General features: G+C 72.5%; 24 protein-coding genes. 17 read left to right on the top strand and 7 right to left on the bottom strand.

Features of this window, described 5'->3' with window-relative positions; all coding sequences use genetic code 11:
- The first annotated feature begins 143 nt into the window (after nucleotides 1-143).
- From IE219_RS27780 to IE219_RS27745, 8 genes are all read left to right on the top strand, one after another.
- Nucleotides 144-791 carry an HAD family hydrolase gene (locus tag IE219_RS27780; RefSeq protein ID WP_189982414.1) on the top strand — a complete coding sequence of 216 codons (648 nt, stop codon included), beginning with the start codon at nucleotides 144-146 and terminating at the stop codon, nucleotides 789-791.
- A 41-nt stretch (nucleotides 792-832) separates the two neighbouring features.
- Entirely contained in the window at nucleotides 833-2,035 is a 1,203-nt protein-coding gene (locus IE219_RS27775) for an MFS transporter (RefSeq protein ID WP_189982413.1), read from the top strand.
- A complete protein-coding gene (locus IE219_RS27770) occupies nucleotides 2,004-3,179 on the top strand; it encodes an acetoin utilization protein AcuC (RefSeq protein ID WP_189982411.1) in 1,176 nt (391 codons plus the stop codon). The genes IE219_RS27775 and IE219_RS27770 overlap by 32 nt, the downstream gene beginning before the upstream one ends.
- A gap of 105 nt (nucleotides 3,180-3,284) precedes the next feature.
- On the top strand, nucleotides 3,285-4,100 hold the full coding sequence (locus IE219_RS27765; RefSeq protein WP_189982409.1) for a phosphatase: 816 nt from the start codon (nucleotides 3,285-3,287) through the stop codon (nucleotides 4,098-4,100).
- Between the two features lie 137 nt (nucleotides 4,101-4,237).
- Nucleotides 4,238-4,447, top strand: coding sequence for a helix-turn-helix domain-containing protein (locus IE219_RS27760; RefSeq protein ID WP_030495139.1), 210 nt, complete (start codon nucleotides 4,238-4,240; stop codon nucleotides 4,445-4,447).
- Nucleotides 4,448-4,599: 152 nt separating this feature from the next.
- A complete protein-coding gene (locus IE219_RS27755; protein ID WP_003948845.1) occupies nucleotides 4,600-4,698 on the top strand; it encodes a 30S ribosomal protein bS22 in 99 nt (32 codons plus the stop codon).
- A gap of 159 nt (nucleotides 4,699-4,857) precedes the next feature.
- Entirely contained in the window at nucleotides 4,858-5,928 is a 1,071-nt protein-coding gene (locus IE219_RS27750) for an NAD-dependent epimerase/dehydratase family protein (RefSeq protein WP_189982407.1), read from the top strand.
- A gap of 15 nt (nucleotides 5,929-5,943) precedes the next feature.
- Nucleotides 5,944-6,975: a lysophospholipid acyltransferase family protein gene (locus IE219_RS27745; protein ID WP_189982405.1), complete on the top strand. Its 1,032-nt coding sequence runs from the start codon at nucleotides 5,944-5,946 to the stop codon at nucleotides 6,973-6,975.
- Nucleotides 6,976-7,077: 102 nt separating this feature from the next.
- On the opposite strand, the gene IE219_RS27740 is transcribed toward IE219_RS27745, so the two are convergent.
- From IE219_RS27740 to IE219_RS27730, 3 genes are all read right to left on the bottom strand, one after another.
- Complete coding sequence (locus IE219_RS27740) at nucleotides 7,078-8,304, bottom strand: DUF5667 domain-containing protein (RefSeq protein WP_189982403.1); 1,227 nt, start codon at nucleotides 8,302-8,304, stop codon at nucleotides 7,078-7,080.
- 392 nt (nucleotides 8,305-8,696) lie between these two features.
- Nucleotides 8,697-9,479 (bottom strand): ECF subfamily RNA polymerase sigma factor, BldN family, encoded by a 783-nt coding sequence (locus tag IE219_RS27735; protein WP_189982401.1) that lies wholly within the window; start codon nucleotides 9,477-9,479, stop codon nucleotides 8,697-8,699.
- Nucleotides 9,480-9,962: 483 nt separating this feature from the next.
- Entirely contained in the window at nucleotides 9,963-10,910 is a 948-nt protein-coding gene (locus IE219_RS27730; protein WP_189982399.1) for an HAD family hydrolase, read from the bottom strand.
- Nucleotides 10,911-11,012: 102 nt separating this feature from the next.
- On the opposite strand from IE219_RS27730, the gene IE219_RS27725 reads away from it, so the two are divergent.
- The 7 genes from IE219_RS27725 to IE219_RS27695 all read left to right on the top strand — a co-directional run bounded on the left by IE219_RS27725 (nucleotide 11,013) and on the right by IE219_RS27695 (nucleotide 17,792).
- On the top strand, nucleotides 11,013-11,294 hold the full coding sequence (locus tag IE219_RS27725; protein ID WP_189982397.1) for a glutaredoxin family protein: 282 nt from the start codon (nucleotides 11,013-11,015) through the stop codon (nucleotides 11,292-11,294).
- 272 nt (nucleotides 11,295-11,566) lie between these two features.
- On the top strand, nucleotides 11,567-12,361 hold the full coding sequence (locus tag IE219_RS27720) for a redox-sensing transcriptional repressor Rex (protein WP_189982395.1): 795 nt from the start codon (nucleotides 11,567-11,569) through the stop codon (nucleotides 12,359-12,361).
- On the top strand, nucleotides 12,358-13,713 hold the full coding sequence (locus IE219_RS27715) for a glutamyl-tRNA reductase (RefSeq protein WP_189982393.1): 1,356 nt from the start codon (nucleotides 12,358-12,360) through the stop codon (nucleotides 13,711-13,713). Before IE219_RS27720 ends, IE219_RS27715 begins: the two co-directional genes overlap by 4 nt.
- Entirely contained in the window at nucleotides 13,710-14,696 is a 987-nt protein-coding gene (hemC, locus tag IE219_RS27710; RefSeq protein WP_189982391.1) for a hydroxymethylbilane synthase, read from the top strand. Before IE219_RS27715 ends, hemC begins: the two co-directional genes overlap by 4 nt.
- Entirely contained in the window at nucleotides 14,693-16,363 is a 1,671-nt protein-coding gene (locus IE219_RS27705; protein WP_189982389.1) for a bifunctional uroporphyrinogen-III C-methyltransferase/uroporphyrinogen-III synthase, read from the top strand. The genes hemC and IE219_RS27705 overlap by 4 nt, the downstream gene beginning before the upstream one ends.
- An 89-nt stretch (nucleotides 16,364-16,452) precedes the next feature.
- Entirely contained in the window at nucleotides 16,453-17,454 is a 1,002-nt protein-coding gene (hemB, locus tag IE219_RS27700) for a porphobilinogen synthase (RefSeq protein ID WP_189982387.1), read from the top strand.
- Nucleotides 17,455-17,519: 65 nt separating this feature from the next.
- Nucleotides 17,520-17,792, top strand: coding sequence for a DUF1876 domain-containing protein (locus IE219_RS27695; RefSeq protein WP_189982443.1), 273 nt, complete (start codon nucleotides 17,520-17,522; stop codon nucleotides 17,790-17,792).
- A gap of 18 nt (nucleotides 17,793-17,810) precedes the next feature.
- Here IE219_RS27695 and argS read toward each other — a convergent pair whose 3' ends face one another.
- A complete protein-coding gene (argS, locus tag IE219_RS27690) occupies nucleotides 17,811-19,574 on the bottom strand; it encodes an arginine--tRNA ligase (RefSeq protein WP_189982385.1) in 1,764 nt (587 codons plus the stop codon).
- 221 nt (nucleotides 19,575-19,795) lie between these two features.
- Between argS and lysS the strand changes: the two genes are divergently transcribed.
- Nucleotides 19,796-21,517, top strand: a complete 1,722-nt coding sequence (gene lysS / locus IE219_RS27685; RefSeq protein WP_229850068.1) for a lysine--tRNA ligase — start codon at nucleotides 19,796-19,798, stop codon at nucleotides 21,515-21,517.
- 74 nt (nucleotides 21,518-21,591) lie between these two features.
- Here the strand turns inward: lysS and IE219_RS27680 are convergent, their stop codons facing one another.
- The 3 genes from IE219_RS27680 to IE219_RS27670 all read right to left on the bottom strand — a co-directional run bounded on the left by IE219_RS27680 (nucleotide 21,592) and on the right by IE219_RS27670 (nucleotide 24,728).
- The gene (locus IE219_RS27680; RefSeq protein WP_189982381.1) at nucleotides 21,592-22,752 is read right to left on the bottom strand and encodes a DUF2637 domain-containing protein; all 1,161 of its coding nucleotides are present in this window, start codon (nucleotides 22,750-22,752) and stop codon (nucleotides 21,592-21,594) included.
- Between the two features lie 152 nt (nucleotides 22,753-22,904).
- A complete protein-coding gene (locus tag IE219_RS27675) occupies nucleotides 22,905-23,660 on the bottom strand; it encodes a DUF3558 domain-containing protein (RefSeq protein WP_189982379.1) in 756 nt (251 codons plus the stop codon).
- Between the two features lie 114 nt (nucleotides 23,661-23,774).
- On the bottom strand, nucleotides 23,775-24,728 hold the full coding sequence (locus IE219_RS27670; RefSeq protein ID WP_189982377.1) for a DUF3558 domain-containing protein: 954 nt from the start codon (nucleotides 24,726-24,728) through the stop codon (nucleotides 23,775-23,777).
- Between the two features lie 185 nt (nucleotides 24,729-24,913).
- Here IE219_RS27670 and IE219_RS27665 point away from each other — a divergent pair, with 185 nt between their 5' ends.
- Nucleotides 24,914-26,107 carry an RtcB family protein gene (locus IE219_RS27665; protein WP_189982374.1) on the top strand — a complete coding sequence of 398 codons (1,194 nt, stop codon included), beginning with the start codon at nucleotides 24,914-24,916 and terminating at the stop codon, nucleotides 26,105-26,107.

The raw sequence follows: 26,107 nt of genomic DNA, 5'->3' as shown, positions 1-26,107 counted from the left end.
CCTTTCAGCGCCGATGGTACTGCAGGGGGGACCCTGTGGGAGAGTAGGACACCGCCGAACAATTTTTAGCCTCAACCCCCGGACCTTGTCCGGGGGTTGAGGCATTTCTGCGTTCAAAACCAGTCAAGTCCTAGGCTGGGGGCATGCGCTACGACCTGGTCATCTTCGACAACGACGGCGTGCTCGTCGACAGCGAGCCGCTCTCCAACCGGCTGCTGGCCGGCTACCTCACCGAGCTGGGGCACCCCACCACGTACGAGGACTCCCTGCGCGACTACATGGGAGCCGCGATGCACCGGGTGCACGACGTCGTGCGGGAGCGGACCGGGCAGCGGCTGCCCGACGACTTCGACGACACCTTCCACGCGCGGGTGTTCGCCGCCTTCCGGGCCGAACTGGAGCCCGTGGAAGGCGCCGTGGACGTACTGAAGGCGCTGGCCGACGCCGGGACGCCGTACTGCGTCGCCTCGTCCGGCAGCCACGAGCGGATCCGCGTCGGCCACCGGAAGACCGGACTCGACGCCTGGTTCCCCGAGGAGATCGTCTTCAGCGCCGAAGACGTCGGCCGGGGCAAGCCGGCCCCCGACCTCTTCCTCCACGCCGCCCGCCGGATGGGCGTCGCCCCCGGGAAGTGCGTCGTCGTCGAGGACAGCCGGCTCGGCGTCCAGGCCGCCGTCGCCGCCGGGATGGACGTGTACGGCTTCACCGCCATGACCCCCGAGGACCGGCTGACCGGCGCGAAGGGCTTCTTCCGCACGATGGAGGAACTGCCCGCGATTTTGGGTATGTGATCCATCTACCCATCAGTAGGCGACGGCCCTACTGTGCCGCCATGACAGATGCGCGGCTGCGGCACGGGCGTAGGGCCCTCGCCCTCAGTTTCTTCGTGCAGGGCGTGGCCTTCGCCCTGCTCGTGACCCGAATACCCGGCATTCAGGACCGGTACGGGATCTCCGACGGGCTGCTGCCCGTCTTCCTCGCGGCCGTCCCCGTCCTCGCCGGCGTCGCGAGCGTGGTGACCGAGAAGCTGGTGGCGCGGGTGGCGCCCTCCCGGGTGCTGCGCTGGTCGCAGCCCGTGGTGCTGCTGGCCCTGGTGGGCGCCGGGGCCGGGGACGCGCTGTGGATGGCGGCCGTGGCCCTCGGCCTGTTCGGACTGTCGGTCGGCGCCCTCGACGCCTCCATGAACATGCTGGGGGTGAGCCTCCAGCGGACGTACGGCCGGAGCATCATGCTCGGCTTCCACGCCGCGTACAGCCTCGGCGGGATCGCCGGCGCCTCGCTGGCCTGGGTGGGGGCGCACTGGCACGTGTCCCTGTTCTGGTCGTACCTGCCGGTGGCGCTCGTCCTCGGCCCCCTCGCCTTCCTGGCCGCCCGCTGGTACGTGGACGCCAAGGGCGCCCAGCCGGGGGAGACGGCCGGGCCGGGCGGGGCCGGGGCGCTGTCGTTCCGGCTGCTGCTGCCGCTGTGCCTGGTGATGACCTTCGCGTACATCGGGGACTCCACGGTCTCCAACTGGTCGGCGAAGTACCTCCAGGACGTGCTGGGCAGCTCGGAGGAGGCGGCGACCGTCCCGTACAACGCGTACATGGTGACGACGCTGCTCGGGCGGGCCGTCGGCGACCTCGGCGTGCGGTACTTCGGGGCGTCCGTCGTCGTGCGGGCCGGTGCGGTGCTCGCGGCCTGCGGATTCGCGCTGGTGGCGCTGGCCCCGTCGGTCTGGCTCGGGATCGCGGCCTTCACCGTGCTCGGCCTCGGGCTCAGCGTGATCGTGCCGCAGACCTTCGCGGCGGCCGGCCGGCTCTTCCCGGGCAACAGCGACGCGGCGGTCGCCCGGCTCAACGTCTTCAACTACGTCGGCTTCCTCGTCGGCTCCCCGCTCGTGGGCGCGCTCGGCGACGCGTGGAGCTACCGGGGCGCCATGCTGGTGCCGATGGTGCTCGTCCTGGTGACGGTGGTGTACGCCACGTCGTTCGGCGCGCGCGGGGCCCGATACGGTGGCGGGCATGAGCAGCCGCGCACTGTTGATGTGGGATGAGGCGGTCACGGGGTACGACTTCGGTCCCCAGCACCCCATGGACCCGGTGCGGCTCGCGCTGACCATGGGACTGGTGAGGTCCTTCGGCCTCGACCGGGCGGTCGACGTGGTCGCCGCCCGGCCCGCCGGGGACTCCACCCTGCGGCTCGTCCACCGCGAGGACTACGTGGCCGCGGTGAAGGCCGCCTCGGCCGACCCGCGGCGGGCCGACCAGAAGTACGGGCTCGGCACCGTCGACGACCCGGCCTTCGCGGGGATGCACGAGGCGTCCGCGCTGATCGCCGGACAGTCGGTCGCGGCGGCCGAGGCCGTATGGCGGGGCGAGGCGGAGCACGCGGTCAACTTCACCGGCGGGCTGCACCACGCGATGCCGGGCGGCGCGGCCGGCTTCTGCGTCTACAACGACGCCTCCCTCGCCATCGCCCGCCTCCTCGAACTGGGCGCGGAGCGCGTCGCGTACGTCGACGTCGACGTGCACCACGGGGACGGCGTCCAGGCCGCGTTCTGGGAGGACCCGCGGGTCCTGACCGTATCGCTGCACGAACACCCCCGGACGCTCTTCCCGCAGACCGGCTGGCCCGAGGAGACCGGGGCGGACGGGCCCGGCGAGGGCAGCGCGGTCAACCTGGCGCTGCCCGCCGGGACCGGCGACGCCGGCTGGCTGCGGGCCTTCCACGCGGTCGTCCCCGAACTGATCGCCGACTTCCGGCCGCAGGTCCTCGTCACCCAGCACGGCGCCGACACCCACTTCGAGGACCCGCTGGCCCACCTGGCCGTCTCACTCGACGCGCAGCGGGCCGTGCAGGAGGCGTGCCACGAACTCGCGCACGCCCACAGCGACGGCCGCTGGCTGGCGCTCGGCGGCGGCGGATACGCGGTGGTCGACGTGGTGCCCCGCTCCTGGACCCACCTGGTGGGCATCGCCGCCCACGCGCCCGTCGCGCCCGAGACCGTCGTGCCGTCGTCCTGGCGCGACGAGGTGTACGCGCGGACCCGGCAGCTCGGCCCCGGACGGATGACCGACGGACGGTGGCCGGTCGACTTCCGGGACTGGTCGGCGGGGTACGACCCGGCCGACCGCCTCGACCAGGCGGTCCTCGCGACCCGCCGGTCGTCCTTCCCGCTGCGCGGTCTGCTGGCCTAGGCAGTGTGTGAGAACTAGGCCCTGTCCGGCGGCCTGTTACGCCAACTGTGGGGAAACCAGGGAGTTTTGACGCCCGGGCAGAAAGGTTCCCGGCAGCATCGGAGGGTGTTGAGTACCGGGGCGCTGCGGGCGCATCTGTTGGCGGCGGGGTTGGCGGGGACGGTGGCGACGCGGCGGGAGGACAGCCTGCGGAGCTACCGCCTCTTCGCCGCGCGCGACCCCCGGGTCACGCTGGGGCTGGTGCCGGACGGTGACTGGGACGAGGCCGGGCTGCTGCGGCTGATGGCCGAGAAGTGCGGGGTGTCGGAGGACCCCGGGCACCGCACCGGCCCGGACGTCATCGACCCCGAGCGGACCCTGCGGGCGCTCGACGCCTTCGCGCGGCGGCTGGCCGCGGCGGCGTCCCGGCGGGCCGCGGTGCTGTTCGGGACAGGCCATCCGCACCGGCTGCTCGGTTTCTACGCCGCTCTCGCAGACGCTTTGTCGGCGGCGGGATGTGACGTACTCACCCCGGCGCAGGGGAGACGTGTCGACATGACGACCCGGTTCGGTCTACGCACGCACCTCCTGGAGTACGGCGGCGGGGTGGCGTACGTGAGGGAGGCGGGAGCGCGGGAAGAAGGGCGCGAGCCGGGGGCGCACTCCCACTCGGCGCTGCCGGTGCGGGCCGCCCTGGAGAGCGCCGCCGCGTCCGGCGGGCCGCTGCCCGAGCTCGTGATCGGCGACCACGGCTGGGTCTGCGGTGCTGGTCAGCTCGGTGTCGAGGCGATCGGACTGGCCGACACGGACGATCCGGCCCCCTTCGTCGGCGAGGCCGAGGGGCAGGTGGCGGTGGTCGTTCCGCTTGATGACGGGGTGCCGTCGGCGCACTACCGACCGCTCACGCGCTATGTACTCAATCGAGCGTTTCTGTCACGGTAAACGGGCGATAGGGACCGATGGGGGCTCCTCTTCCTCACTCGCACCACCCGCCCCTACTCTGATTCGTGAGCGTTCGACGACGAAGAGTCACCGGAGGGGAAGCCGGTGGGCGTCGCGGCGGAAGGTACAGGTGGGTCATGGCTGCTGGCGATCGGCCTCTCAACGAGGTCAAGTTCCTGACCGTGGCGGAAGTCGCCGCGGTGATGCGCGTCTCGAAGATGACCGTGTACCGCTTGGTGCACAGCGGTCATCTGCCGGCGATCCGGGTGGGCAGGTCCTTCCGGGTCCCGGAACAGGCGGTTCACGCGTACCTGAGGGAGTCGTACGTGGGGGTGGGGACCGCGTAGCGGGCGCGTGGCCGTCCTGCGGCCGAACGGTCGGTGAGCCCTGCCCGGCCCTCGGATTACGAGTGGGGCCCGCATGCCGGTAGGCTAGGCCGACGTAGGTCGTGTGGGCCCAGACGCCCCGCACCAGTGAGAAGAAGTGAGCGAGGGTAGTCGTGGGCTCTGTTATCAAGAAGCGGCGCAAGCGGATGGCCAAGAAGAAGCACCGCAAGCTGCTCAAGCGCACGCGCGTTCAGCGTCGCAACAAGAAGTAAGCGAAGGCCGCGAGAGCGGCTTCCGTGCGTGAGGCGTGGCCCTCCACCTGCAACGGTGGAGGGCCACGTTTTCATTGCGCCGAAATCTCCAGGCGCTACGGTGGCGGCTACGGAAAGACGGACGCAGGCGGACGGAAGTCCGGACGGAAGGCGCTGATCGTGGGCAGGGTCGTGCTCGTCACCGGTGCCGCCCGGCATCTGGGGGGCCGTTTCGTGCGGCGCGTCCAGCGGGAGCCCGGGGTGGAGCGGGTGGTGGCCGTGGACGCGGTCGAACCGGCGCACTCCCTGGGGGCCGCCGAGTTCGTCCGGGCGGACATCCGCCGCCCGGCGATCGCCCGGGTCCTCGCGGAGCACGAGGTGGACACGGTGGTCCACCTGGACGTGACGGGGACGGCGCTGGGCGCGGGCGGCCGGACGACGGTCAAGGAGACCAACGTCATCGGCACCATGCAGCTGCTCGGCGCCTGCCAGAAGTCCCCGCGGATCGGCCGGCTCGTGGTGAAGTCGAGCACCAACGTGTACGGCTCCGCGCCGCGCGACCCGGCGGTCTTCACCGAGACGACCCCGGCGAAGGCGCTGCCGAGCGGCGGCTTCGCGAAGGACGCGGTCGAGGTCGAGGGGTACGTCCGGGGCTTCGCCCGGCGGCGGCCCGACGTGGCGGTGTGCGTGCTGCGGTTCGCGAACATCCTCGGGCCGCGGATCGACTCCCCGCTGACCGAGTACCTGTCGCTGCCGGTGCTGCCGACGGTCCTGGGCTACGACCCCCGGCTCCAGTTCGTCCACGAGGACGACGTGGTCGAGGTGCTGCGCCTGGTGGCGCAGGAGCCGCGCCGGGGCACCCTCGACACCGGCACCTTCAACGTGGCCGGCGAGGGGGTGCTGCTGCTGTCGCAGTGCGCGCGGCGGCTGGGGCGGCCCACCGTGCCGGTGCTGCTGCCCGCGGTCACCTGGGTCGGCTCCGCGCTGCGGACGGTCGGCCTGACGGACTTCGCGCCGGAGCAGATCCGGCTGCTGACGCACGGGCGGGTGGTCTCGACGGTGCGGCTGTGGGAGGTGCTGGGCTTCCGGCCGCGCTACTCGACGGCGGAGGCGTTCGCGGACTTCGCGGCGAGCCGGGGCCCGGGTCCGCTGCCGCCGGAGCGGCTGGCGGGAGCGGTCGACCGGCTGGCGGAGCGCCTGGTCCCGGAGGCGGGCGGCCCGCGCGCGACAACCCTTCACGACGGCGGCTGAGGAGCAGCGACAGCGATGGCGGACGCCAAGGTCATTCCCTTCGACGACGACCGGTCCCGGTCCCGGCGGCGGGCGGACGCGCCACCACCCGGCCCGGACGCAGGCCCGGCGGCCGTACGGGCGCTCCCGGGGGCCCTGGAGACGCCCGGGGAGACCGGCCCGGAGGCCGCCCCGGAGACTTCCGCCGCCGGTGCGGGCGAGGGGCGGGGCGGCTGGGAGCGGCGGCTCGCCAGCGGCCTCGCCTTCCTGCGGCGGCGGGTCACCGGGGAGTACGAGGTCGACGAGTTCGGCTACGACGAGGAGCTGACCGACCAGGTCCTGATGGGTCTGCTGCGCCCGGTGTACGAGAAGTACTTCCGGGTGGAGGTGAAGGGCGTCGAGAACATCCCGGAGAAGGGCGGGGCGCTGATCGTCGCCAACCACTCCGGGACGCTGCCGCTGGACGGGCTGATGATGCAGGTGGCGGTGCACGACCACCATCCGGCGGGCCGGCACCTGCGGCTGCTCGCGGCGGACCTGGTCTTCGTCCTGCCGGTCGTCAACGAGCTGGCCCGGAAGGCGGGGCACACGCTGGCGTGCGCGGAGGACGCGGAGCGGCTGCTGCGGGCCGGGGAGATCGTCGGGGTGATGCCGGAGGGCTTCAAGGGCATCGGGAAGCCGTTCTCGGAGCGGTACAAGCTCCAGCGGTTCGGCCGGGGCGGTTTCGTGTCGACGGCGCTGCGGGCGGGGGTGCCGATCGTGCCGTGCTCGATCGTGGGCGCCGAGGAGATCTACCCGATGATCGGGAACGCGAAGACGCTGGCGCGGCTGCTCGGGCTGCCGTACGTGCCGATCACGCCGACCTTCCCGTGGCTGGGCCCGCTGGGGGCGCTGCCGCTGCCGACGAAGTGGACGATCCAGTTCGGCGAGCCGATCGCCACGGACTCCTATCCGCCGGAGGCGGCGGAGGACCCGATGCTGATGTTCAACCTGACGGACCAGGTCAGGGAGCAGATCCAGCACACGCTGTACAAGCTGCTGGTGCAGCGGCGGTCCGTCTTCTTCTGACGGACGGCCTTCTTTCTGCGGTCTTCTTCCGGCGGGCCGGTGGAACGGCCGGTGGACAGGACGAAGGGGCGCCCCCGTCCGTGGGGGCGCCCCTTCTCCGTGTCAGCGAGCGTCCTCGCTGTCGATGCCGAGGCCGGGAAGGAGGCCGGGCAGGAGCGGCGGCAGGGTGACGTCCGGGGTACGGGGCGTCTCCTGGCCCGACGGGGTGGTCGGGGTGCCGGTCGGGGAGGGTCTGAGCAGTCCGCCGGCGCTGCCGCCGAGGAGCCCGTCGTTCTCCGGGTCGGGGGTGCCGGTGCCCGCGTCCGGGCTGGGGGTGCCGCTCCCCGTACCACTGCCCGGACCGGTGTCGTGTCCGGCACCGGAGGGATCGGGCGTGGGGTGGCCGTCCCGGCCGGGGGTGGGCCCGGCCTCGGAGGGCGGCCGGGTGCCGGTGCCCTGGCCTCCGGGGGTGGCGGTGCCGGCCGCGCCCTTGTCGAGGGTGCGGGGCAGCATCGACTGGAGCGGCTGGACCTCCTGGTCTATGGCGTCGAAGACGCCGGTGACCTCGTCGCCGACGTCGGCGAGCTGGACCGGGAGGCGGTCGCGCAGGCCGTTCCACGTGTCGCGGTGGGCCTGGGCGAAGGAGTCGAGCCGGGCCATGGGCCCGATCTCGCCGTCCCGGTCGTAGGCCTGGCGGAGCAGCCGGTGGCCTTCCTCGGCGTCGTGCTTCATTCCGCCGAGGGCCCGGCGGATCTCGGCGAGGGCCTCGTGGTCGAGGTCCCCGGCGCGGGTGCGCTCCATGAGCCGGCGGGCCTCGCTGAGCCGGGTGGACGCCTGGTCGAGGTAGATGCCCCCGCGGTCGGCGTCGTCGTCGGCCATGCCGAGCTTGAGGTCCTCCATGCCCCGCTTGAGCCCGTAGAGCGAGTCTCCGGGGAGGGCGTCGGAGCTGGCGGCGGCCACGCCGCCGAAGGCTCCGGCGGCGACGCCGACCGTGAGGCCGCCGGCGGCGAGCCCCTTGGTCCAGCGGGATCGGGGGCGGAGTTTTCTCAGGGGGGAGGCCCGGTGGGCCCCCCGTGTGGTCCGCTGCTCGGGGACGGTGGGGACCGCTGCCGCGGTCCCCTGGGCGAACATCGCTTCCATGGCGGCCACGAGCTGGGCTCGCTGCACCACCTTGACCTCGGGGTCCAGTTCCGGCTTCGGCAGTTCGCCGAGGCCGCTCGCCAAGGCCAGCAGCCGTCCCTGATCGCCGGCATCGGCCGGGGCGTCGGGCTGTTCGGCCGCGCCCTCGGACGTCCTGTCCTCCAGGGCCTGGGCGAAGGCGTTCGCCCGCCGGTGCACGTTCGCGATCACTGGCGGCACCTCCTCTCGTCATGACGGTCGACTCCCCTGGGGGTCCGGAAGGTTGCACCCCTTGAGCAGATCCACACGAACGAGTGAGTGTCTGCGGGCAGGGCGTGACCACAGGGAGCCTGCATTTCGCACAACGAGCGGCGCGGCACTTGGGTTACGCGCGAAAGATGATCGGACCAGTGCGTCATCGATGCGTCACCAACTGTGATGTGGGACGGGCAGTGGTGGCGTGGGGGGAGGGAAGGGGCACGGTGGGAGGGGGGTGGTCGGGGTCCGGCGGCGGCCCGGAGGGGGACAGGGGCCGGGGCCGGATCGGGGGATACCGGAGGTGGTGCGTGGGGGGTGGGTGGAGCGGGGGTGGCGGCGGTCGGCGGCCGTGCGGGGCCGGTGGGTCAGCGGGTGTCTTCGGGCAGGAGCCGGGCCAGGGTGCGGACGGCCCGGTACTGGAGGGTCTTGATCGCGCCCTCGTTCTTCCCCATGACCCGGGCGGTCTCGGCGACCGAGAGGCCCTGGAGGAAGCGGAGGGTGACGCACTCCTGCTGCTGGGGATTGAGCCGGCGGACGGCGTCGAGGAGCGCGGCGTTGGAGAGGGACTCCAGGACCGAGTCCTCGGGGCTGCGCTCGACCTCGTTGGCGTCGAGCATCTCGCCGGTGGTGACTTCGAGGCGGAAGCGGCTGGACTTGAAGTGGTCGGCGACCAGGTTCCGGGCGATGGTGACGAGCCAGGCGCCGAAGTCGCGTCCCTGCCAGGTGAAGGTGGAGATCCGGCGCAGGGCGCGCAGGAAGGTCTCGCTGGTGAGGTCCTCCGCCGTCGCCTTTCCGCCGACGCGGTAGTAGATGTAGCGGTAGACGGTGTCGCTGTACTGGTCGTACAGCCGGCCGAACGCGTCGGCCTCGCCCGCCTGGGCCCGTTCGACCAGGTCCATCATGCGGGCGCTGTCGCTGTCGGCGGTGGGCCGTCGTGCGGTGGTCGAGGTTCCGGCGCTGCCGCGCGCGCTCCGTCTGCTCACGGCGGCGCCGTCGGCCAGGGCATAGCAGGCTCCGGCGGGTGCCGGTGCGGTGAAGGCGAAGGCAGGGCCGGCGTACGCGGTGGGGACGAAGCCACGCAAGCGGTCGAGGACCGTTGCGCGCAGCGTAGCCAGGCCCGAGGCGTCAACCCCGACGTGTGGGTACACGGGACTCCCAGAGGCAGAGCTTCCATCACGTGCAGTGCGGATCCGTTCACTCGTCGTGGCGACGGGAGGGTTCCGCTGTGCGTTTGAGGAGAATAACGCTTCGTACAGGCAGCGCTACACCGAGTTGCCTAAATCATCGATTACGTCGGTTCTGTTGCCTCTTGCGGATAGATAACGTCGCAGTTGGTGACCGGGTTTTGATCGTTTGGCTTCCGAGTGTGACTGCGTCGGCGTTGCGTTGTGCTCATGTGCGGGAGCCGTGAGTGATTCGGGCCGCTCCTGGGTAAGGGCGTGCGAATGCCCGGGAGTCGAGGTGGGAGCGGCTGTTCGACCACGGACGGGTGAGGGCCGCTGGTCCGTGGTTGTCGTAGGTGATCGCAGCCGAAACGTATCGGCGTGGGCGTGGCGAGTCCCGGACACGCGGGAACTCGGGTACGGGGGCCGGGGCGTGGTCCGGGCGGGGCCGCGGCGGGCCCCGGGCGGTCAGCGGCGGCGGCGGTGCAGGGCGACCGCGGCGGCGGTGCCGCCCGCGAGGGCGCCGACCCCGGCGGCGGCCGGGATGCCGATCTTCGCGGCCTTGCGGCCGGTCCGGTAGTCGCGCAGCCGCCAGTCCCGGGCCTTGGCGTGCTTGCGCAGCTTGGCGTCCGGGTTGATCGCGTACGGGTGGCCGACGAGCGAGAGCATCGGGATGTCGTTGTGCGAGTCGCTGTAGGCGGCGCAGCGGGCCAGGTCCAGCCCCTCGGCGGCGGCCAGCGCCCGGACCGCCTCGGCCTTCGCCGGACCGTGCAGCAGCTCGCCGACCAGTCGGCCGGTGTAGACGCCGTCGACGGACTCGGCGACCGTGCCCAGGGCGCCGGTGAGGCCGAGGCGGCGGGCGATGATCGTGGCCGTCTCGACCGGGGCGGCCGTGACCAGCCACACCTTCTGGCCCGCGTCGAGGTGGGCCTGGGCCAGGGCGCGGGTGCCCGGCCAGATGCGGTCGGCCATGTACTCGTCGTAGATCTCCTCGCCGATCGACATCAGTTCGGAGACGCGGTGGCCCTGCACGATGGAGAGCGCGCTGTCGCGGGCCTCCTGCATGTGGGCCGGGTCCTCGACGCCGGCCAGCCGGAACCAGACCTGCGCCCAGGCGAAGCGGGCGAGTTCGCGGCGCTGGAAGAACTTCCGCTTGTACAGGCCGCGGCCGAAGTGGAAGATCGCGGCGCCCTGCATCACGGTGTTGTCGAGGTCGAAGAAGGCGGCGGCCCGCACGTCGCCGACGACGGGGAACTCCGGTTCCTCCGGCGCGGTTCCGGCGCCGGAGTCCTCCCCCCTCTCCTGTTCCAGCTGGAGCGAGGACTTGCGCGCCGCCTCCGCGGCGGCCTCGCCTGCCAGGACGCTGCGCGCGGTGGCGGAGCGCCTACGGGGGGTGAGCCATCCCAGAGCGGCCATGTCTGGAGCATAGCCAGTCTGTTCGGTCCTGCCCGACCCGCGAGGACGCCGCGGTGTGAACAGTGGGGGTCGGCGCCGTGACGGGGCGGGACAATGGGCGGCATGTTCGGACTGGGCAGGAAGAAGGACGCGGCGAAGGATCCGGCCGCGCGGACGGTGACCCTGATCGGGAAGCCGGGGTGCCATCTCTGCGACGACGCGCGGGCGGTGGTCGAGGCGGTGTGCGCGGAGACCGGGGCGCGCTGGGAGGAGCGGGACATCCTCCGGGACGAGGCGCTGTACAAGGAGTACTGGGAGCAGATCCCGGTGGTGCTGGTCGACGGCGAGCAGCACACCTTCTGGCGGGTGGATGCCGACCGGCTCCGGCGCGAACTGGGTGTGTGACCGAAAGACGGCTACCATCGTGGACGTTTTGTTGGCATTCGGGGGCCACGTCGTGAGGAGTGTGTACGGCTTTGCCCCCTTCGGGTTTTCAACGCGTCGTGGCGTCGCGCGGTTCCACATCGGCCGGAACCCGTTGCGTGACCCCGGTCACTTTGGCCGGACAAAACGGACACCATCTTTGTGCACGCGTTCACAAAGACATAGCCTGCATTCGACGGGGCGGTCCTGGGACGTGTGGCCGCCTGCAGCCCCGCTCATCCCGCAGGAGCACCGTGGCAACTGGCCGAACTCACCGACCGGCGACCCGTAGCCGAGGAATTCCCGAGGCCACCGTCGCCCGCCTTCCGCTGTATCTGCGCGCCCTGACCGCGCTCTCGGAACGCTCCGTACCCACGGTCTCCTCCGAGGAGCTCGCGGCCGCGGCCGGCGTCAACTCCGCCAAGCTGCGCAAGGACTTCAGCTACCTCGGCTCGTACGGCACCCGCGGTGTCGGCTACGACGTCGAGTACCTCGTCTACCAGATCTCCCGCGAGCTCGGTCTGACCCAGGACTGGCCCGTCGTCATCGTCGGCATCGGCAACCTCGGCGCCGCGCTCGCCGGCTACGGCGGCTTCGCCTCCCGGGGCTTCCGCGTCGCCGCGCTCATCGACGCCGACCCCGCCATGACCGGCCGCCCGGTCGCCGGGATCCCCGTCCAGCACAGCGACGACCTGGAGAAGATCATCGCCGAGGACGGCGTCTCCATCGGCGTCATCGCGACCCCGGCCGGCGTCGCCCAGCAGGTCTGCGACCGCCTCGTCGCCGCCGGCGTCACCTCCATCCTCAACTTCGCGCCCACCGTCCTCTCCGTCCCCGACGGCGTCGACGTGCGCAAGGTCGACCTCTCCATCGAGCTCCAGATCCTCGCCTTCCACGAGCAGCGGAAGGCCGGCGAGGAGGCCGGCGCCGACTCCGCGCGCCCCGCCGCGCCCGTACCGCCGCCCGCCCCCCGCGCCACCGCCGCCCCGGCCGCCGACGGCGGCCGCAAGGGACCCGACGGGGACGTCCCCGCGGTGATGCCCGCATGAGCCTCCTCGTCGTCGGCCTGAGCCACCGCAGCGCCCCCGTCTCCCTCCTGGAACGCGCCTCGCTGCCCTCCGACACCCAGGCCAAGCTCCTCCAGGACAGCCTCGCCGCCGAACCGGCCACCGAGGCCACCGTCCTCGCCACCTGCAACCGCATCGAGCTCTACGCCGACGTCGACAAGTTCCACGCCGGCGTCGCCGAACTCTCCACGCTCCTCGCCCAGCACAGCGGCGTCGGCCTGGAGGAGCTCACCCCCTACCTGTACGTCCACTACGAGGACCGGGCCGTCCACCACCTCTTCTCGGTGGCCTGCGGCCTCGACTCCATGGTCGTCGGCGAGGGCCAGATCCTCGGCCAGATCAAGGACGCCCTGGCCCTCGGCCAGGACCTCCACACCGCCGGCCGCCTCCTCAACGACCTCTTCCAGCAGGCCCTGCGGGTCGGCAAGCGCGCCCACAGCGAGACCGGCATCGACCGCGCCGGGCAGTCCCTCGTCACCTTCGGCCTGGAGCAGCTCGCCGACGGCGCCCCCGTCGGCCAGTGGGCCGCCGGAAAGAAGGCCCTGGTCATCGGCGCCGGATCGATGTCCTCCCTCGCCGCCGCCACCCTCGCCCGGGCCGGCGTCGCCGAGATCGTCGTCGCCAACCGCACCCTCGCCCGCGCCGAGCGCCTCGCCGAGATCCTGGGCGAACCCGGCGGCACCGGCGTCACCGCGCGCGCCGCCGAAATGGTTGCCGTCGGCGACGAACTCGGCCGGGCCGACATCGTCGTCTCCTGCACCGGCGCCACCGGACTCGTCCTCACCGCCGACGACATCGAGACCGCCGACCGGGACCGCACCGCCCCCCGGTACCTCCTCGACCTCGCCATGCCCCGCGACATCGACGCCGCCGCCCACCGCCTCCCCGGCGTCCGGCTCGTGGACATCGAATCGCTCGCCGACGCCTCCGCCGACGCCCCCATGGCCGCCGACGTGGACCAGGTCCGCACCCTCGTCTCCGACGAGGTCGCCGCCTTCGGCGCCGCCCAGCGCGCCGCCCACATCACCCCCACCGTGGTCGCCCTGCGCACCATGGCCGCCGACGTGGTGGCCGGAGAGGTCGCCCGCCTCGAAGGCCGCCTCCCCGGCCTCGACGACAAGCAGCGCGCCGAGATCACCCAGACCGTGCGCCGCGTCGTCGACAAGCTCCTGCACGCGCCGACCGTGCGGGTCAAGCAGCTCGCCAGCGAGCCCGGCGGCGCCGGGTACGCGGACGCGCTGCGCACACTCTTCGACCTCGACCCGGAGACGGTGGCGTCCGTCTCCCGGGCCGACCTGAATGACGCCGACGTCAAGAACCGAGGGCGAGTATGACCGAGAGGGCACTGAGGCTCGGGACCAGGCGCAGCAAGCTCGCCATGGCCCAGTCCGGCCACGTGGCCGACGCGGTCCGGCAGCTGACCGGACGGCCCGTCGAGCTCGTGGAGATCACCACGTACGGGGACACCTCCCGTGAGCACCTCGCGCAGATCGGCGGCACCGGCGTCTTCGTCGCCGCCCTCCGCGACGCGCTGCTCGCCGGTGAGGTCGACTTCGCCGTCCACTCCCTGAAGGACCTGCCCACCGCGCGGCACCCCGGGCTCGTCCTCGCCGCCACCCCGCCCCGCGAGGACCCCCGCGACGTCCTCATCGCCGCCGGGGGCGTCACCCTCGACCGGCTCCCCGCGGGCGCCCGCGTCGGCACCGGCTCCCCCCGCCGCATGGCCCAGCTGCACGCCTACGCCCGCAGCCACGGCCTCGACCTGACCTGCGTGCCCATCCGCGGCAACGTCGACACCCGCGTCGACTACGTCCGCCGCGGCGAACTCGACGCCGTCGTCCTCGCCGCCGCCGGACTCAACCGCATCGGCGGCACCGAGGAGCTCCTCGGCTCCCTCCACGCCGACCCGCTGCCGGTCGACGCCGTGCTGCCCGCCCCCGGCCAGGGCGCCCTGGCCGTCGAATGCCCGGCGTCGAACACCGACCTCGTCGCCACGCTCTCCGCTCTCGACGACCCGGTCACCCGGGCCGCCGTGACCGCCGAGCGATCCCTGCTCGCCGCCCTGGAGGCCGGCTGCAGCGCACCCGTGGGAGCGCTCGCCGACATCCTCGCCGACGGCCCCGGTCACGGGCAGGTTGTCACCGAAATGCGCCTGCGCGGCATCGTCGGCACCACCGACGGTTCCACGCTGGTGCAGCTGTCCACCACCGGCCCCGTACCCACCTCGCACGACGAGGCGGCGGCGCTCGGACGCGAACTCGCGGACGAGATGCTCGCCAAGGGTGCGGCCGGTCTTATGGGGGAGCGAGCACTTTGAGCCCCGCCCGACCGACCACCAGCCCCGTGCCCCCCGTCTTCGCGGGCCACGGCCACGTCACCTTCCTCGGCGCAGGACCGGGTGACCCCGGACTCCTCACCCTCCGGGCCGTCGAGGCCCTGGCGGGAGCGGACGTCCTGATCGCCGAGCCGGACGTCCTCGACGTCGTCCGCGACCACGCGCGCGCGGGCGTGAGCACGCCCGAACTGCCGGTCGTCGACGAGGCGTCGGCGGCCGCCGGGGTCCCCGTGCTGAGGGATGCCGCCAATCTTGTCATGGAGGCCGCGCGCGGCGGCAGGCGGGTGGTCCGTGCGGTCACCGGCGATCCCGGCCTCGACGGCGACGCGGGCACCGAGATGCTCGCCTGCGCCGCCGCCGGCATCCCCTTCGAGGTCGTCCCCGGCGTCGCGACCGCCGTCGGCGTCCCCGCCTACGCGGGCGTCCCGCTCCGCGACCGGCAGGGCACCGACGTCCGCTTCGTCGACGCCCGCACCGCCGACGACCGCTGCTGGGCCGAGGTCGGCGCCTCCGACGGCACCGTCGTCGTCTCCACCACCCTGGACGCGGTGGCCGCCGCCGCAGGCGAGCTCGTGGCGGCCGGCCGCAAGCCGGACACCCCGCTCACCGTCACCGTCGCCGGCACCACCACCCGGCAGCGCACCTGGAACGCCACCCTCGGCACCATCGCCCAGGTCTTCAAGCAGGGCAAGATCCTCCCCTCGCCCGAAGGCCACCGGCCGGTGATAGCCGTGGTCGGCGAGCGCAGCGCCCCCGCGCAGCGCGACCAGCTCTCGTGGTTCGAGTCCAAGCCCCTCTTCGGCTGGCGGGTCCTCGTGCCGCGCACCAAGGAGCAGGCCGCGTCGCTCTCCGACCAGCTGCGCTCGTACGGAGCCGTACCGCACGAGGTGCCGACCATCGCGGTCGAACCGCCGCGCACCCCGCAGCAGATGGAGCGGGCCGTCAAGGGCCTCGTCACCGGACGCTACGAGTGGATCGCCTTCACCTCGGTCAACGCGGTCAAGGCCGTCCGCGAGAAGTTCGAGGAGTACGGGCTCGACGCCCGCGCCTTCGCCGGCATCAAGGTCGCCGCCGTCGGCGAGCAGACCGCCGCCGCCCTCGTCGACTTCGGCGTCAAGCCCGACCTGGTGCCCAGCGGCGAGCAGTCCGCCGCCGGACTCCTGGAGGACTGGCCGCCGTACGACCCCGTCTTCGACCCGATCGACCGCGTCTTCCTGCCGCGCGCCGACATCGCCACCGAGACGCTCGTCGCCGGTCTCATCGAGCTGGGCTGGGAGGTCGACGACGTCACCGCCTACCGGACCGTGCGCGCCTCGCCGCCGCCGGCCGAGACCCGCGAGGCGATCAAGGGCGGCGGCTTCGACGCGGTCCTCTTCACCTCCTCCTCCACCGTGCGCAACCTCGTCGGCATCGCCGGCAAGCCGCACAACGTCACCGTCATCGCCTGCATCGGCCCGGCGACGGCGAAGACGGCCGAGGAGCACGGGCTGCGGGTGGACGTGCTGTCGCCCGAGCCCTCCGTGCACAAGCTGGCCGAGGCGCTGGCGGAGTTCGGGACCCGGCGCCGGGAGGCGGCGCTGGAGGCGGGCGATCCGGTGACGCGCCCCAGCGAGCGCCGTCCGGGCGCCCGCAGGCGCCGCACCACCTGACACGGCCCCGCCGCCGCCCCCGCCCGCGCGGGGGCGGCGGCAACACGCTGTCGGTAAGTCGGCGGACGGGGCGGGCGTAGCCTCGGGGGATGAACTCGTATGGAAGCTTTCCGGGAGCGCGGCCGCGCCGGCTGCGGACGACGCCCGCCATGCGGCGGATGGTCGCCGAGACGCGCCTGCACCCGGCCGACCTGATCCTCCCCGCGTTCGTGCGCGAGGGCGTCACCGAGCCCGTGCCGATCGAGGCGATGCCCGGGGTCGTGCAGCACACGCGGGACACCCTGCGCCGGGCCGCCGTGGAGGCGCTGGAGGCCGGGGTCTCCGGGATCATGCTGTTCGGCGTGCCCGAGGAGGCGAAGAAGGACGCGCTGGGGACGGCCGGCACCGACCCCGACGGCATCCTCCAGGTCGCGCTCCGCGACGTGCGGGCCGAGGTCGGCGACGAGCTGATCGTCATGTCCGACCTGTGCCTCGACGAGTACACCGACCACGGCCACTGCGGCGTCCTCGCCGACGACGGCCGGGTCGACAACGACGCCACCCTGGAGCGGTACGCCGAGATGGCGCAGGTCCAGGCCGACGCGGGCGCCCATGTGGTCGGCCCCTCCGGGATGATGGACGGCCAGGTCGGCGTCGTCCGGGACGCGCTGGACACCATCGGCAAGGAGGACGTGTCGGTCCTCGCGTACACCGCGAAGTACTCCTCCGCCTTCTACGGCCCCTTCCGCGAGGCCGTCGGCTCGTCCCTCAAGGGCGACCGCAAGACCTACCAGCAGGACCCGGCCAACCTCCGCGAGTCGATGCGCGAGCTCGCGCTCGACCTGGAGGAGGGCGCGGACATGGTGATGGTGAAGCCCGCCGGCCCGTACCTCGACGTCCTCGCGAAGGTCGCGGAGGCCGTGGACGTGCCCGTCGCCGCCTACCAGATCAGCGGCGAGTACGCGATGGTCGAGGCCGCCGCCCAGCGCGGCTGGATCGACCGCGACAAGGCGATCATGGAGACCCTCACCGGCATCCGCCGGGCCGGCGCCAAGATGATCCTCACCTACTGGGCCACCGAGGCCGCCCGCGCCCTCCGGTCCGCTCGCTAGGAGCGGCGGACCGGCGCACCCTGGAGAGGTACCCGACAGGTACCTCTCTGGAGGTGGTCCCCATGATGAACACCCTCGTCGGCTGGCACGTCGAGATGGAGTTCCAGGAGGAGGGCGACCGGACGCGGGCGGCGGCCATGGTCCGGCTCTCGGACGGCTCCGAGTACCGGGCCCACGGCACCGCGCACCGGCACCCCTCCGATCCCGAGCAGCTGCGCGTCGGCGAGGAGATCGCCGGGGCCCGCGCCCTGATGGACCTGGCCTCGCAACTGCTCCAGAAGGCCCACGCGGAGATCGACGACGCCTCGGGCCGCACCTCGTACCCGATCAACCGCTAGCGCCCGGGGGCGCCGGCGTCAGAGGCGCTCGGGCGTCCGGATGCCCAGCAGGGCCATGCCCTGGTGCAGGGTGCGGGCCGTCAGCTCGCACAGGAAGAGGCGGCTCTCCACCTGCTCCGGGGTGTCCGCCTTCAGGACGGGGCACTCCGAGTAGAACGTCGTGTACAGCGACGCCAGCTGGTACAGGTACCCGGCCACCTTGTGCGGCGCGTACTCCGCGGCGGCCTCCGCGACGGTCTCGCCGAAGCCGTCCAGGTGCAGGCCGAGGGCCCGCTCCGAGGCCGCGAGCTCCAGCTCCGGGTGGGCGGCCGGCTTCGCCTCCCCGGCCTTCCGCAGGATCGACCGGATACGGGCGTACGCGTACTGGATGTAGACGGACGTGTCGCCGTTCAGCGACACCATCTGGTCCAGGTCGAACTTGTAGTCGCGGGCCGCCGACGTCGACAGGTCCGCGTACTTCACCGCGCCGATGCCCACCTGGGTGCCCCGCTCGGCGATCTCCTCCTCGGTGAGGTCCTGGGCCTTCTCCCGGACCACGGCCGAGGCCCGGTCGATCGCCTCGTCCAGCAGGTCCACCAGCCGGATCGTCTCGCCCTCACGGGTCTTGAACGGCTTGCCGTCCTTGCCGAGGACCGTGCCGAAGGCGAGCTGGACGGCCTTCACGTCGTCGTTCAGCCAGCCCGCCCGGCGGGCCGTCTCGAAGACCATCTTGAAGTGCAGCGACTGGCGGGCGTCCACCACGTACAGCAGCGTCGACGCCTTCAGGCTCCCCACCCGGTCGCGGATCGCGGACAGGTCGGTCGCCGCGTAGCCGAAGCCGCCGTCGGACTTCTGGACGATCAGCGGCACCGGGTTGCCGTCCGGGCCCTTCACGTCGTCGAAGAACACGCACAGCGCGCCCTCGGAGCGGACCGCCACGCCGGACTCCTCCAGGAGGCGGCACGTCTCCTGGAGCATGTCGTTGTACCCGGACTCGCCGACGATGTCGGGGTCCCGGACGTCCATGTCGAGCTTGTCGAAGACCGAGTAGAAGTAGATCTTCGACTCGTCGACGAACCGCTGCCACAGGGCGAGGGTCTCCTCGTCGCCCGCCTGGAGGTCCACCACGCGGGCGCGCGCCCGCGTCTTGAACTCCTCGTCGGAGTCGAAGAGGGCACGGGACGCCTTGTACAGCCGGTTCAGGCTGGACATGGCCTCCTCGCCGGAGACCTCGCCGCCCTCGGAGCCGTGGTCCAGCTCGTGCGGGTGCTCGATCAGGTACTGGATGAGCATGCCGAACTGGGTGCCCCAGTCGCCGATGTGGTGCCGGCGGACCACGGTCTCGCCCGTGAACTCCAGGATCTCCACCATCGCCGCGCCGATGACCGCCGACCGCAGGTGGCCGACGTGCATCTCCTTCGCCACGTTCGGCTGGGCGTAGTCGATGACCGTGGTGCCCGCCGCCCCGTTCAGCGGCACGCCCAGGCGCGCGTCGGCCGCCCGGGCCGCCAGGGTCCGGACGATCGCCGCGTCCGACACGGTGATGTTGAGGAAGCCGGGGCCGGAGACCTCGATCTCCGCCAGCACGTCATCGGCCGGGAGCGCGTCGACGACCTTCGCCGCCAGCTCCCGGGGGTTGCCCTTGAACCGCTTGGCCAGCGCCAGGATGCCGTTGGCCTGGAAATCGGCCCGGTCGCTTCGTCGCAGCAGCGGGTCGGCGGCACCGGCCTCCGGCAGGGCTGCCGAGAGACCTTCCGCGAGGCGCTGCTGCACGGTCGAAGCGAGGGAAGGGACCGAGGCCATGAGCTTCCGTTCCTGTGTAGGTGCTGGGTGGGCTATATCGCTTGTCAAGTGTCCCACGGGCGGGCAACGTGTTTTCGCCGCCGTCCACACCTGTGGACAGGCACCCCCGATCCCCCGACATCCCCCCGGCCTGTGGACAACCTCCGGGTGCTCCGTTCCGTCTGGGAGAATGGCCCCGTAAGGCTTTGAGGGATCCGAGAAAGAAGAAGGACGTAACGACCGTGGCTCAGAGCAGCACCGAGACCGACTGGGTCTCCCGTTTCGCGGACGAGGTCATCACCGAGTCGGAGCGACGTGCGCCTGGCAAACCGGTCGTCGTCGCCTCCGGCCTCTCGCCCTCCGGCCCCATCCACCTGGGCAACCTCCGCGAGGTCATGACCCCCCACCTGGTCGCCGACGAGATCCGCCGCCGCGGGTACACCGTCCGCCACCTCATCTCGTGGGACGACTACGACCGCTACCGCAAGGTGCCGAACGGCATCGAGGGCATCGACGCGTCCTGGGCCGAGCACATCGGCAAGCCCCTGACCTCCGTCCCCGCCCCCGCCGGCTCGCCCCACGCCAACTGGGCCGAGCACTTCAAGGCCGCCATGGTCGAGGCCCTGGCCGAGCTGGGCGTCGAGTACGACCCCATCAGCCAGACCGAGCAGTACACCTCCGGCGTCTACCGCGAGCAGATCCTGCACGCCATGCGCCACCGGGGCGACATCGACGCCGTCCTCGACCAGTACCGGACGAAGAAGGCCCCCAAGAAGCAGTCGCAGAAGCCCGTCGACGAGGCCGAGCTGGAGGCCGCCGAGGGCTCCGGCGCCGCCGGCGAGGACGACGGCTCCGGCGGCGGCGCGGGCTACTTCCCGTACAAGCCCTACTGCGGCCGGTGCGAGAAGGACCTCACCACCGTCACCTCCTACGACGACGACACCACCGAGCTGGCCTACACCTGCTCCTCCTGCGGCTTCGGCGAGACCGTGAAGCTCAGCGAGTTCAACCGGGGCAAGCTCGTCTGGAAGGTCGACTGGCCGATGCGCTGGGCCTACGAGGGCGTGATCTTCGAGCCCTCCGGCGTCGACCACTCCTCGCCCGGCTCCTCCTTCCAGGTCGGCGGCCAGATCGTCGAGATCTTCGACGGCGTCCAGCCCATCGGCCCGATGTACGCCTTCGTCGGCATCAGCGGCATGGCCAAGATGTCCTCCTCCAAGGGCGGCGTCCCCACCGCCGCCGACGCGCTGGAGATCATGGAGCCCCAGCTCCTGCGCTGGCTCTACGCCCGCCGCCGCCCCAACCAGTCCTTCAAGATCGCCTTCGACCAGGAGATCCAGCGGCTCTACGACGAGTGGGACAAGCTGGAGGCCAAGGTCGCCGACGGCACCGCCCTGCCCGCCGACGCCGCCGCCCACGCGCGCGCCGCCCGCACCGCAGCCGGTGAGCTTCCGCGCACCCCGCGCCCGCTCCCGTACCGCACGCTCGCCTCCGTCGCCGACATCACCGCAGGCCACGACGAGCAGACCCTCCGCATCCTCACCGACCTCGACCCCGACTCCCCGGTCACCTCCCTCGACGAGGTCCGGCCGCGCCTCGACCGCGCCGAGAACTGGATCACCACCCAGGTCCCGGCCGACCAGCGCACCATCGTCCGCGAGGAGCCCGACACCGAGCTCCTCGGCTCCCTCGACGACGAGGGCCGCGAGTCGCTCCGCCTCCTCCTGGAGGGCCTCGACGACCACTGGTCCCTCGACGGGCTCACCACCCTCGTCTACGGCGTCCCCAAGGTGATGGCCGGCCTCACCCCCGAGGCCAAGCCGACCCCCGAGCTGAAGGTCGCCCAGCGCTCCTTCTTCGCCCTGCTCTACAAGCTCCTCGTGAGCCGCGAGACGGGCCCCCGCCTGCCCACCCTCCTCCTCGCCGTCGGCGCGGACCGGGTCCGCAAGCTGCTCGCCGCGTAACCCCGCACAGACGGCCGAGGGCCGCCCCGGACCTCCGGGGCGGCCCTCGGCCGTCCGCGCGCACCACCGTCCGGTCAGGACGGGTCGTACGCCGCCATCTCCTGCTGGATCAGCTCCATGATCCGGGGCGTCGCCTGCCGCAGCCGCTCCGCCATCGGCTCCGGCAGCCGCTGGAAGCCGTACGCCGCCGACACCAGCTGCTCCAGCTCGTACGGATCGGGGAAGGCCCCGTGCTCCTGCACGTGGCCGTAGGCCGCCTTGTAGCCGGTCTCCTCCACGTCCTCCGCCTGCGGCTCGCCCGCCCGGGGGTCGTAGTACGCCCCGTCGTACCCCTCCGGCGTCACCTGCGGGGTGTCGAACCACGGGCTCTCGTGGTTCGGCTCCGGCGGCGCCACCGGGGGCGCCTGCTCCACGGCCGGCGCCGGGGCCTCGGGAGCCGTCACCACCGGCGCGAGCTCCGGGGCCGCCGTCACCGCCGCCGGGGCCACCGGCTGCGCCGGCGCCGCCCCGTACAGGTCCTGGTGCGGGTGGGGCGGCAGCAGCACCGGGTCCACCCCGGCCGCCGCCAGCCCCGCCGGAGCGGTCTCCGCCAGCGGCACGCCGTACCGCGCGAGCCGCAGCGGCATCAGCGCCTCCACCGGCGCCTTCCGCCGCCACGCCCGGCCGAACCGGGCCTGCAGCCGCGCCTGGTAGATCAGCCGCTCCTGCTCCAGCTTGATCACCTGCTCGTACGACCGCAGCTCCCACAGCTTCATCCGCCGCCACAGCCGGAACGTCGGGATCGGCGACAGCAGCCACCGGGTCAGCCGCACGCCCTCCATGTGCTTGTCCGCCGTGATGTCCGCGATCCGGCCCACCGCGTGCCGCGCGGCCTCCACGGCCACCACGAACAGCACCGGGATCACCGCGTGCATGCCCACGCCCAGCGGGTCCGGCCAGGCCGCCGCGCCGTTGAACGCGATCGTCGCCGCCGTCAGCAGCCACGCCGTCTGCCGCAGCAGCGGGAACGGGATGCGGATCCACGTCAGCAGCAGGTCCATGGCGAGCAGCACGCAGATGCCCGCGTCGATGCCGATCGGGAAGAAGTACGCGAACGTGCCGAAGCCCTTGTGCACGGCGAGCTCCCGCACCGCCGTGTACGAACCCGCGAAACCGATCCCCGCGATGATCACCGCGCCGCCGATGACGACGCCGATGAGTATGCGGTGTGTCCGTGTCAGTTCTATCGCGGCCACCCGCGACCCCTCCCGTGCTTACGACGTTCGCGCGCCCAGAGTGGCACACATGAGCGAAGCCCGGCCCTCTGGGGAGGGACGGGCTCCGCGCTGACCTGGCGATCCGTGGTGCTTTGCGATGATTGAGACTTGTACGACCGCCGGAGGTACGGCTACTTGTTCGCCGCGGCCACCGAGGCCACGGCCTCCTTCGCCGCCGTCGCCGAGCCCTCGACGACCTTCTTCAGCTCCGGCTCCGCCGCGCCCCAGTACCCCGTGCCGTTGTAGGTCAGCAGCACCAGCACGTTGCCCGTCCGCGCCACCACCGACGAGTAGACGAAGTCCTCGCCGGTCTTCCGCACCGTGTACGTGACCGTCTTCGCCTCGTCGCCGATGCCCGGCGTCGCCGCCGTGCTCACCTTCTGGGCGTTCTCGGTCGCCTGGACCTTCGCGACCTCCTTCTCGAAGTTCTCCCGCGCCCGGTCCTGGCCGCTGCCGAGGGACGCCTCCGAGTCGTACCGGTAGAAGGACACGTCCAGCCACCGGTACTGCGAACCCTTGACGCCCTTGTCCTCCAGGCCGTTCCACGAGCAGCCGCCGCGCAGCGCCAGGTCCGTCGACGAGGCGGCCGTGCCCTTCGGGGCCTTCGCCTTCGGCACCAGGGCGCCCGTCGTCTTCTCCGTGACCGCCTGGCACGCCTGCGGCAGCTTCGCGAACCGCGCCGCCTCGACCGTCGGCTTCGGCTTCGGGGACGGCGTCGCCGCCTCCCCGCCCGTGCCCGAGCCCGCGTCCGCGCCCGCCCCGGTCTTCGCCTTGCCGCCCCCGCCGTCACCGCTGCCCGCGTCGGAGGAGCAGCCGGCGACGACGAGCATCACCGGGACGGCGGCGCAGGCGAGGAGTCGGGTGAGACGCGAAGCTGTTCGCTGCATGGTTCCTTCAGTCGCTTGTCGTACGGCCGGCGCCGGTGGGCGGCCCTGGGTACGCCGACACGTTACGTGGTCCCCCCGCCGCCCCGGGGCTCGCGCGAAACGCCTCCCGGGCCGCTACTCCTCCAGCCGGTCGGCCAGCAGCCGGGCCAGGTTCTGCGCCCTGTCCTGCAGTTCCTTGCTGTCCGGAGGCGTCTCCACCCCCGTCGTCCGCCCCAGGTACTCGACGGTCACGAGCACGTTCGATGTGCGGAACACCACGCTCACGACCCGCTGGTGGCCGCTGCCGCCCGCCGTGCCGGGGACGTCGTCGAGGAACGCGATGTCGCCGAGGCCGCTCAGCTGCCGGGGCTCCAGACCGGTCGTCGCGGAGGCGGAGGGCGCCCCGGCCGACGCGGACGGCGCGGACGGCGACACGGGGGCCGACGGGTCGTGCGCGGGAGCGTGCGAAGCGGCGTCCGAGCCGGGGGGCGGCGCCGGGTGCGAGGCCGGACCGGACGGCGTGCCCGGGGGCGGCGCCGCGGCGGTCGTGCCGGCGGCGCCGCTCGGGGCGCCGTCCGGGTGCTCCGCCGGCGGCAGCGGGATCTTCGCCGCGAGCTGCTTGCGGGCGAACACCTCCTGGGCCCGCGTCGCGTCGCTCACCGCCGGGTCGTAGGAGACCACCCGCTCCACGTCGAGCACCAGCCGCTGCGCCTCCCCGCCGAAGTCGGCGTTCCAGGAGCAGCCCACGCGGCGGTCGGTGTCGTACGTGGCGGCGTGCGTGCCCCGGAGGATCTCGGCGCGCTCGGGCTCGGTCAGCGCGGCGGTGGCGGGCAGCAGGGCCTGGAGGGTGGCCTGCGGGACGGCGCCGCAGGGCTCGAAGAGGGTGCGGTAGCGGCCCGGTGCGACGACGGGCGTCGTCCCGGACCCGGCCTTCGCGTCGAGCGCCACGTCCTCGGCGGTCCCGCCGGCCGAGCAGCCGGTGAGCCCCAGCCCGGCGGCGAGCCCGAGGCCCGCGGCGAGCACGGCGAGGGGGGTGGGGCGGGTGCCCGAGGCGCCGTCGCGGCCGGGGGCGTACCTCTTTCGCTGCACGGTCCCAGGCTCCCTTCTCCCGAAGTGTTTCCCAGAAAACTGTTTGCCGCCCGGAGAGGGCGGATGGACACAATGTCTATCGCACGCGCAGCCGTTGATGCTGGTCCGCCCTCACTTGTACGGGCTTTGGCACCGGTTTTTGCGTTATCGGGTCTATCTGGATCTATCGGGGGAATCGAGGGAGTATGTCGTACGTCGAGGTGCCGGGGGCACGGGTGCCGATCCGGATGTGGGCCGACCCGGCCGCCGTCGAGGACGGCGCGATGCGACAGCTCCACAACGTGGCGACGCTGCCGTGGATCGAGGGCCTGGCGGTCATGCCGGACGTCCACTACGGCAAGGGCGCCACGGTCGGTTCGGTCATCGCCATGCGCGGCGCGGTCTGTCCGGCGGCGGTCGGCGTGGACATCGGCTGCGGCATGTCCGCCGTCAAGACCTCCCTGACCGCCAACGACCTCCCGGGCGACCTCTCCCGCCTGCGCACCCGGATCGAGCAGGCCATCCCGGTCGGCCGCGGTCTGCACCGCGCGGAGGTCGACCCGAAGCGGCTCTACCAGTTCCCCACCTCGGGCTGGGACGACTTCTGGTCCCGCTTCGACGGGGTGGCGGACGCGGTGAAGTTCCGCCGCGAACGGGCTGCGTTGCAGATGGGAACGCTGGGCGGGGGAAACCACTTTGTTGAGCTTTGTGTTGATTCATCCGGTTCGGTGTGGCTCATGCTGCACTCCGGGTCCCGCAACGTCGGCAAGGAGCTGGCGGAGCACCACATCGGCATCGCGCAGTCGCTCCCGCACAACCAGGGCCTGATCGACCGCGACCTGGCGGTGTTCGTCGCGGACACGCCGCAGATGGCCGCCTACCGGCACGACCTGTTCTGGGCTCAGGAGTACGCGAAGTACAACCGCGCGATCATGATGGCGCTCTTCCAGGAGGTCGTCCGCAAGGAGTTCCGGAAGGCGAAGGTCTCCTTCGACCCGGTGATCTCCTGCCACCACAACTACGTGGCGGAGGAGCGGTACGACGGCATGGACCTGCTCGTGACCCGCAAGGGCGCGATCCGGGCGGGCTCCGGGGAGTTCGGGATCATCCCCGGCTCGATGGGCACCGGCTCGTACATCGTGAAGGGCCTCGGCAACGCGGCCTCGTTCAACTCGGCCTCGCACGGCGCCGGCCGCCGGATGAGCCGGAGCGCGGCGAAGCGGCGCTTCACCACGCGGGACCTGGAGGAGCAGACGCGGGGCGTCGAGTGCCGCAAGGACTCCGGCGTCGTGGACGAGATCCCGGGCGCGTACAAGCCGATCGAGCAGGTCATCGAGCAGCAGACCGACCTGGTGGAGGTCGTCGCCAAGCTCAAGCAGGTCATCTGCGTGAAGGGCTGA

Origin of the sequence: Streptomyces termitum (assembly GCF_014650175.1) — a bacterium.
Taxonomy (GTDB): Bacteria; Actinomycetota; Actinomycetes; order Streptomycetales; family Streptomycetaceae; genus Streptomyces; species Streptomyces termitum.
Note: the sequence above shows the minus strand (reverse complement) of the source record. Positions and strands in the feature narration are given on the sequence as shown.

Coding starts and splice junctions, on each gene's coding strand:
- IE219_RS27780 (WP_189982414.1), top strand. CDS start 144: ATGCGCTACGACCTGGTCATCTTCGACAACGACGGCGTGCTCGTCGAC.
- IE219_RS27775 (WP_189982413.1), top strand. CDS start 833: ATGACAGATGCGCGGCTGCGGCACGGGCGTAGGGCCCTCGCCCTCAGT.
- IE219_RS27770 (WP_189982411.1), top strand. CDS start 2,004: ATGAGCAGCCGCGCACTGTTGATGTGGGATGAGGCGGTCACGGGGTAC.
- IE219_RS27760 (WP_030495139.1), top strand. CDS start 4,238: ATGGCTGCTGGCGATCGGCCTCTCAACGAGGTCAAGTTCCTGACCGTG.
- IE219_RS27745 (WP_189982405.1), top strand. CDS start 5,944: ATGGCGGACGCCAAGGTCATTCCCTTCGACGACGACCGGTCCCGGTCC.
- IE219_RS27730 (WP_189982399.1), bottom strand. CDS start 10,910: ATGGCCGCTCTGGGATGGCTCACCCCCCGTAGGCGCTCCGCCACCGCG.
- IE219_RS27725 (WP_189982397.1), top strand. CDS start 11,013: ATGTTCGGACTGGGCAGGAAGAAGGACGCGGCGAAGGATCCGGCCGCG.
- IE219_RS27715 (WP_189982393.1), top strand. CDS start 12,358: ATGAGCCTCCTCGTCGTCGGCCTGAGCCACCGCAGCGCCCCCGTCTCC.
- hemC (WP_189982391.1), top strand. CDS start 13,710: ATGACCGAGAGGGCACTGAGGCTCGGGACCAGGCGCAGCAAGCTCGCC.
- hemB (WP_189982387.1), top strand. CDS start 16,453: ATGAACTCGTATGGAAGCTTTCCGGGAGCGCGGCCGCGCCGGCTGCGG.
- IE219_RS27695 (WP_189982443.1), top strand. CDS start 17,520: ATGAACACCCTCGTCGGCTGGCACGTCGAGATGGAGTTCCAGGAGGAG.
- argS (WP_189982385.1), bottom strand. CDS start 19,574: ATGGCCTCGGTCCCTTCCCTCGCTTCGACCGTGCAGCAGCGCCTCGCG.
- IE219_RS27675 (WP_189982379.1), bottom strand. CDS start 23,660: ATGCAGCGAACAGCTTCGCGTCTCACCCGACTCCTCGCCTGCGCCGCC.
- IE219_RS27665 (WP_189982374.1), top strand. CDS start 24,914: ATGTCGTACGTCGAGGTGCCGGGGGCACGGGTGCCGATCCGGATGTGG.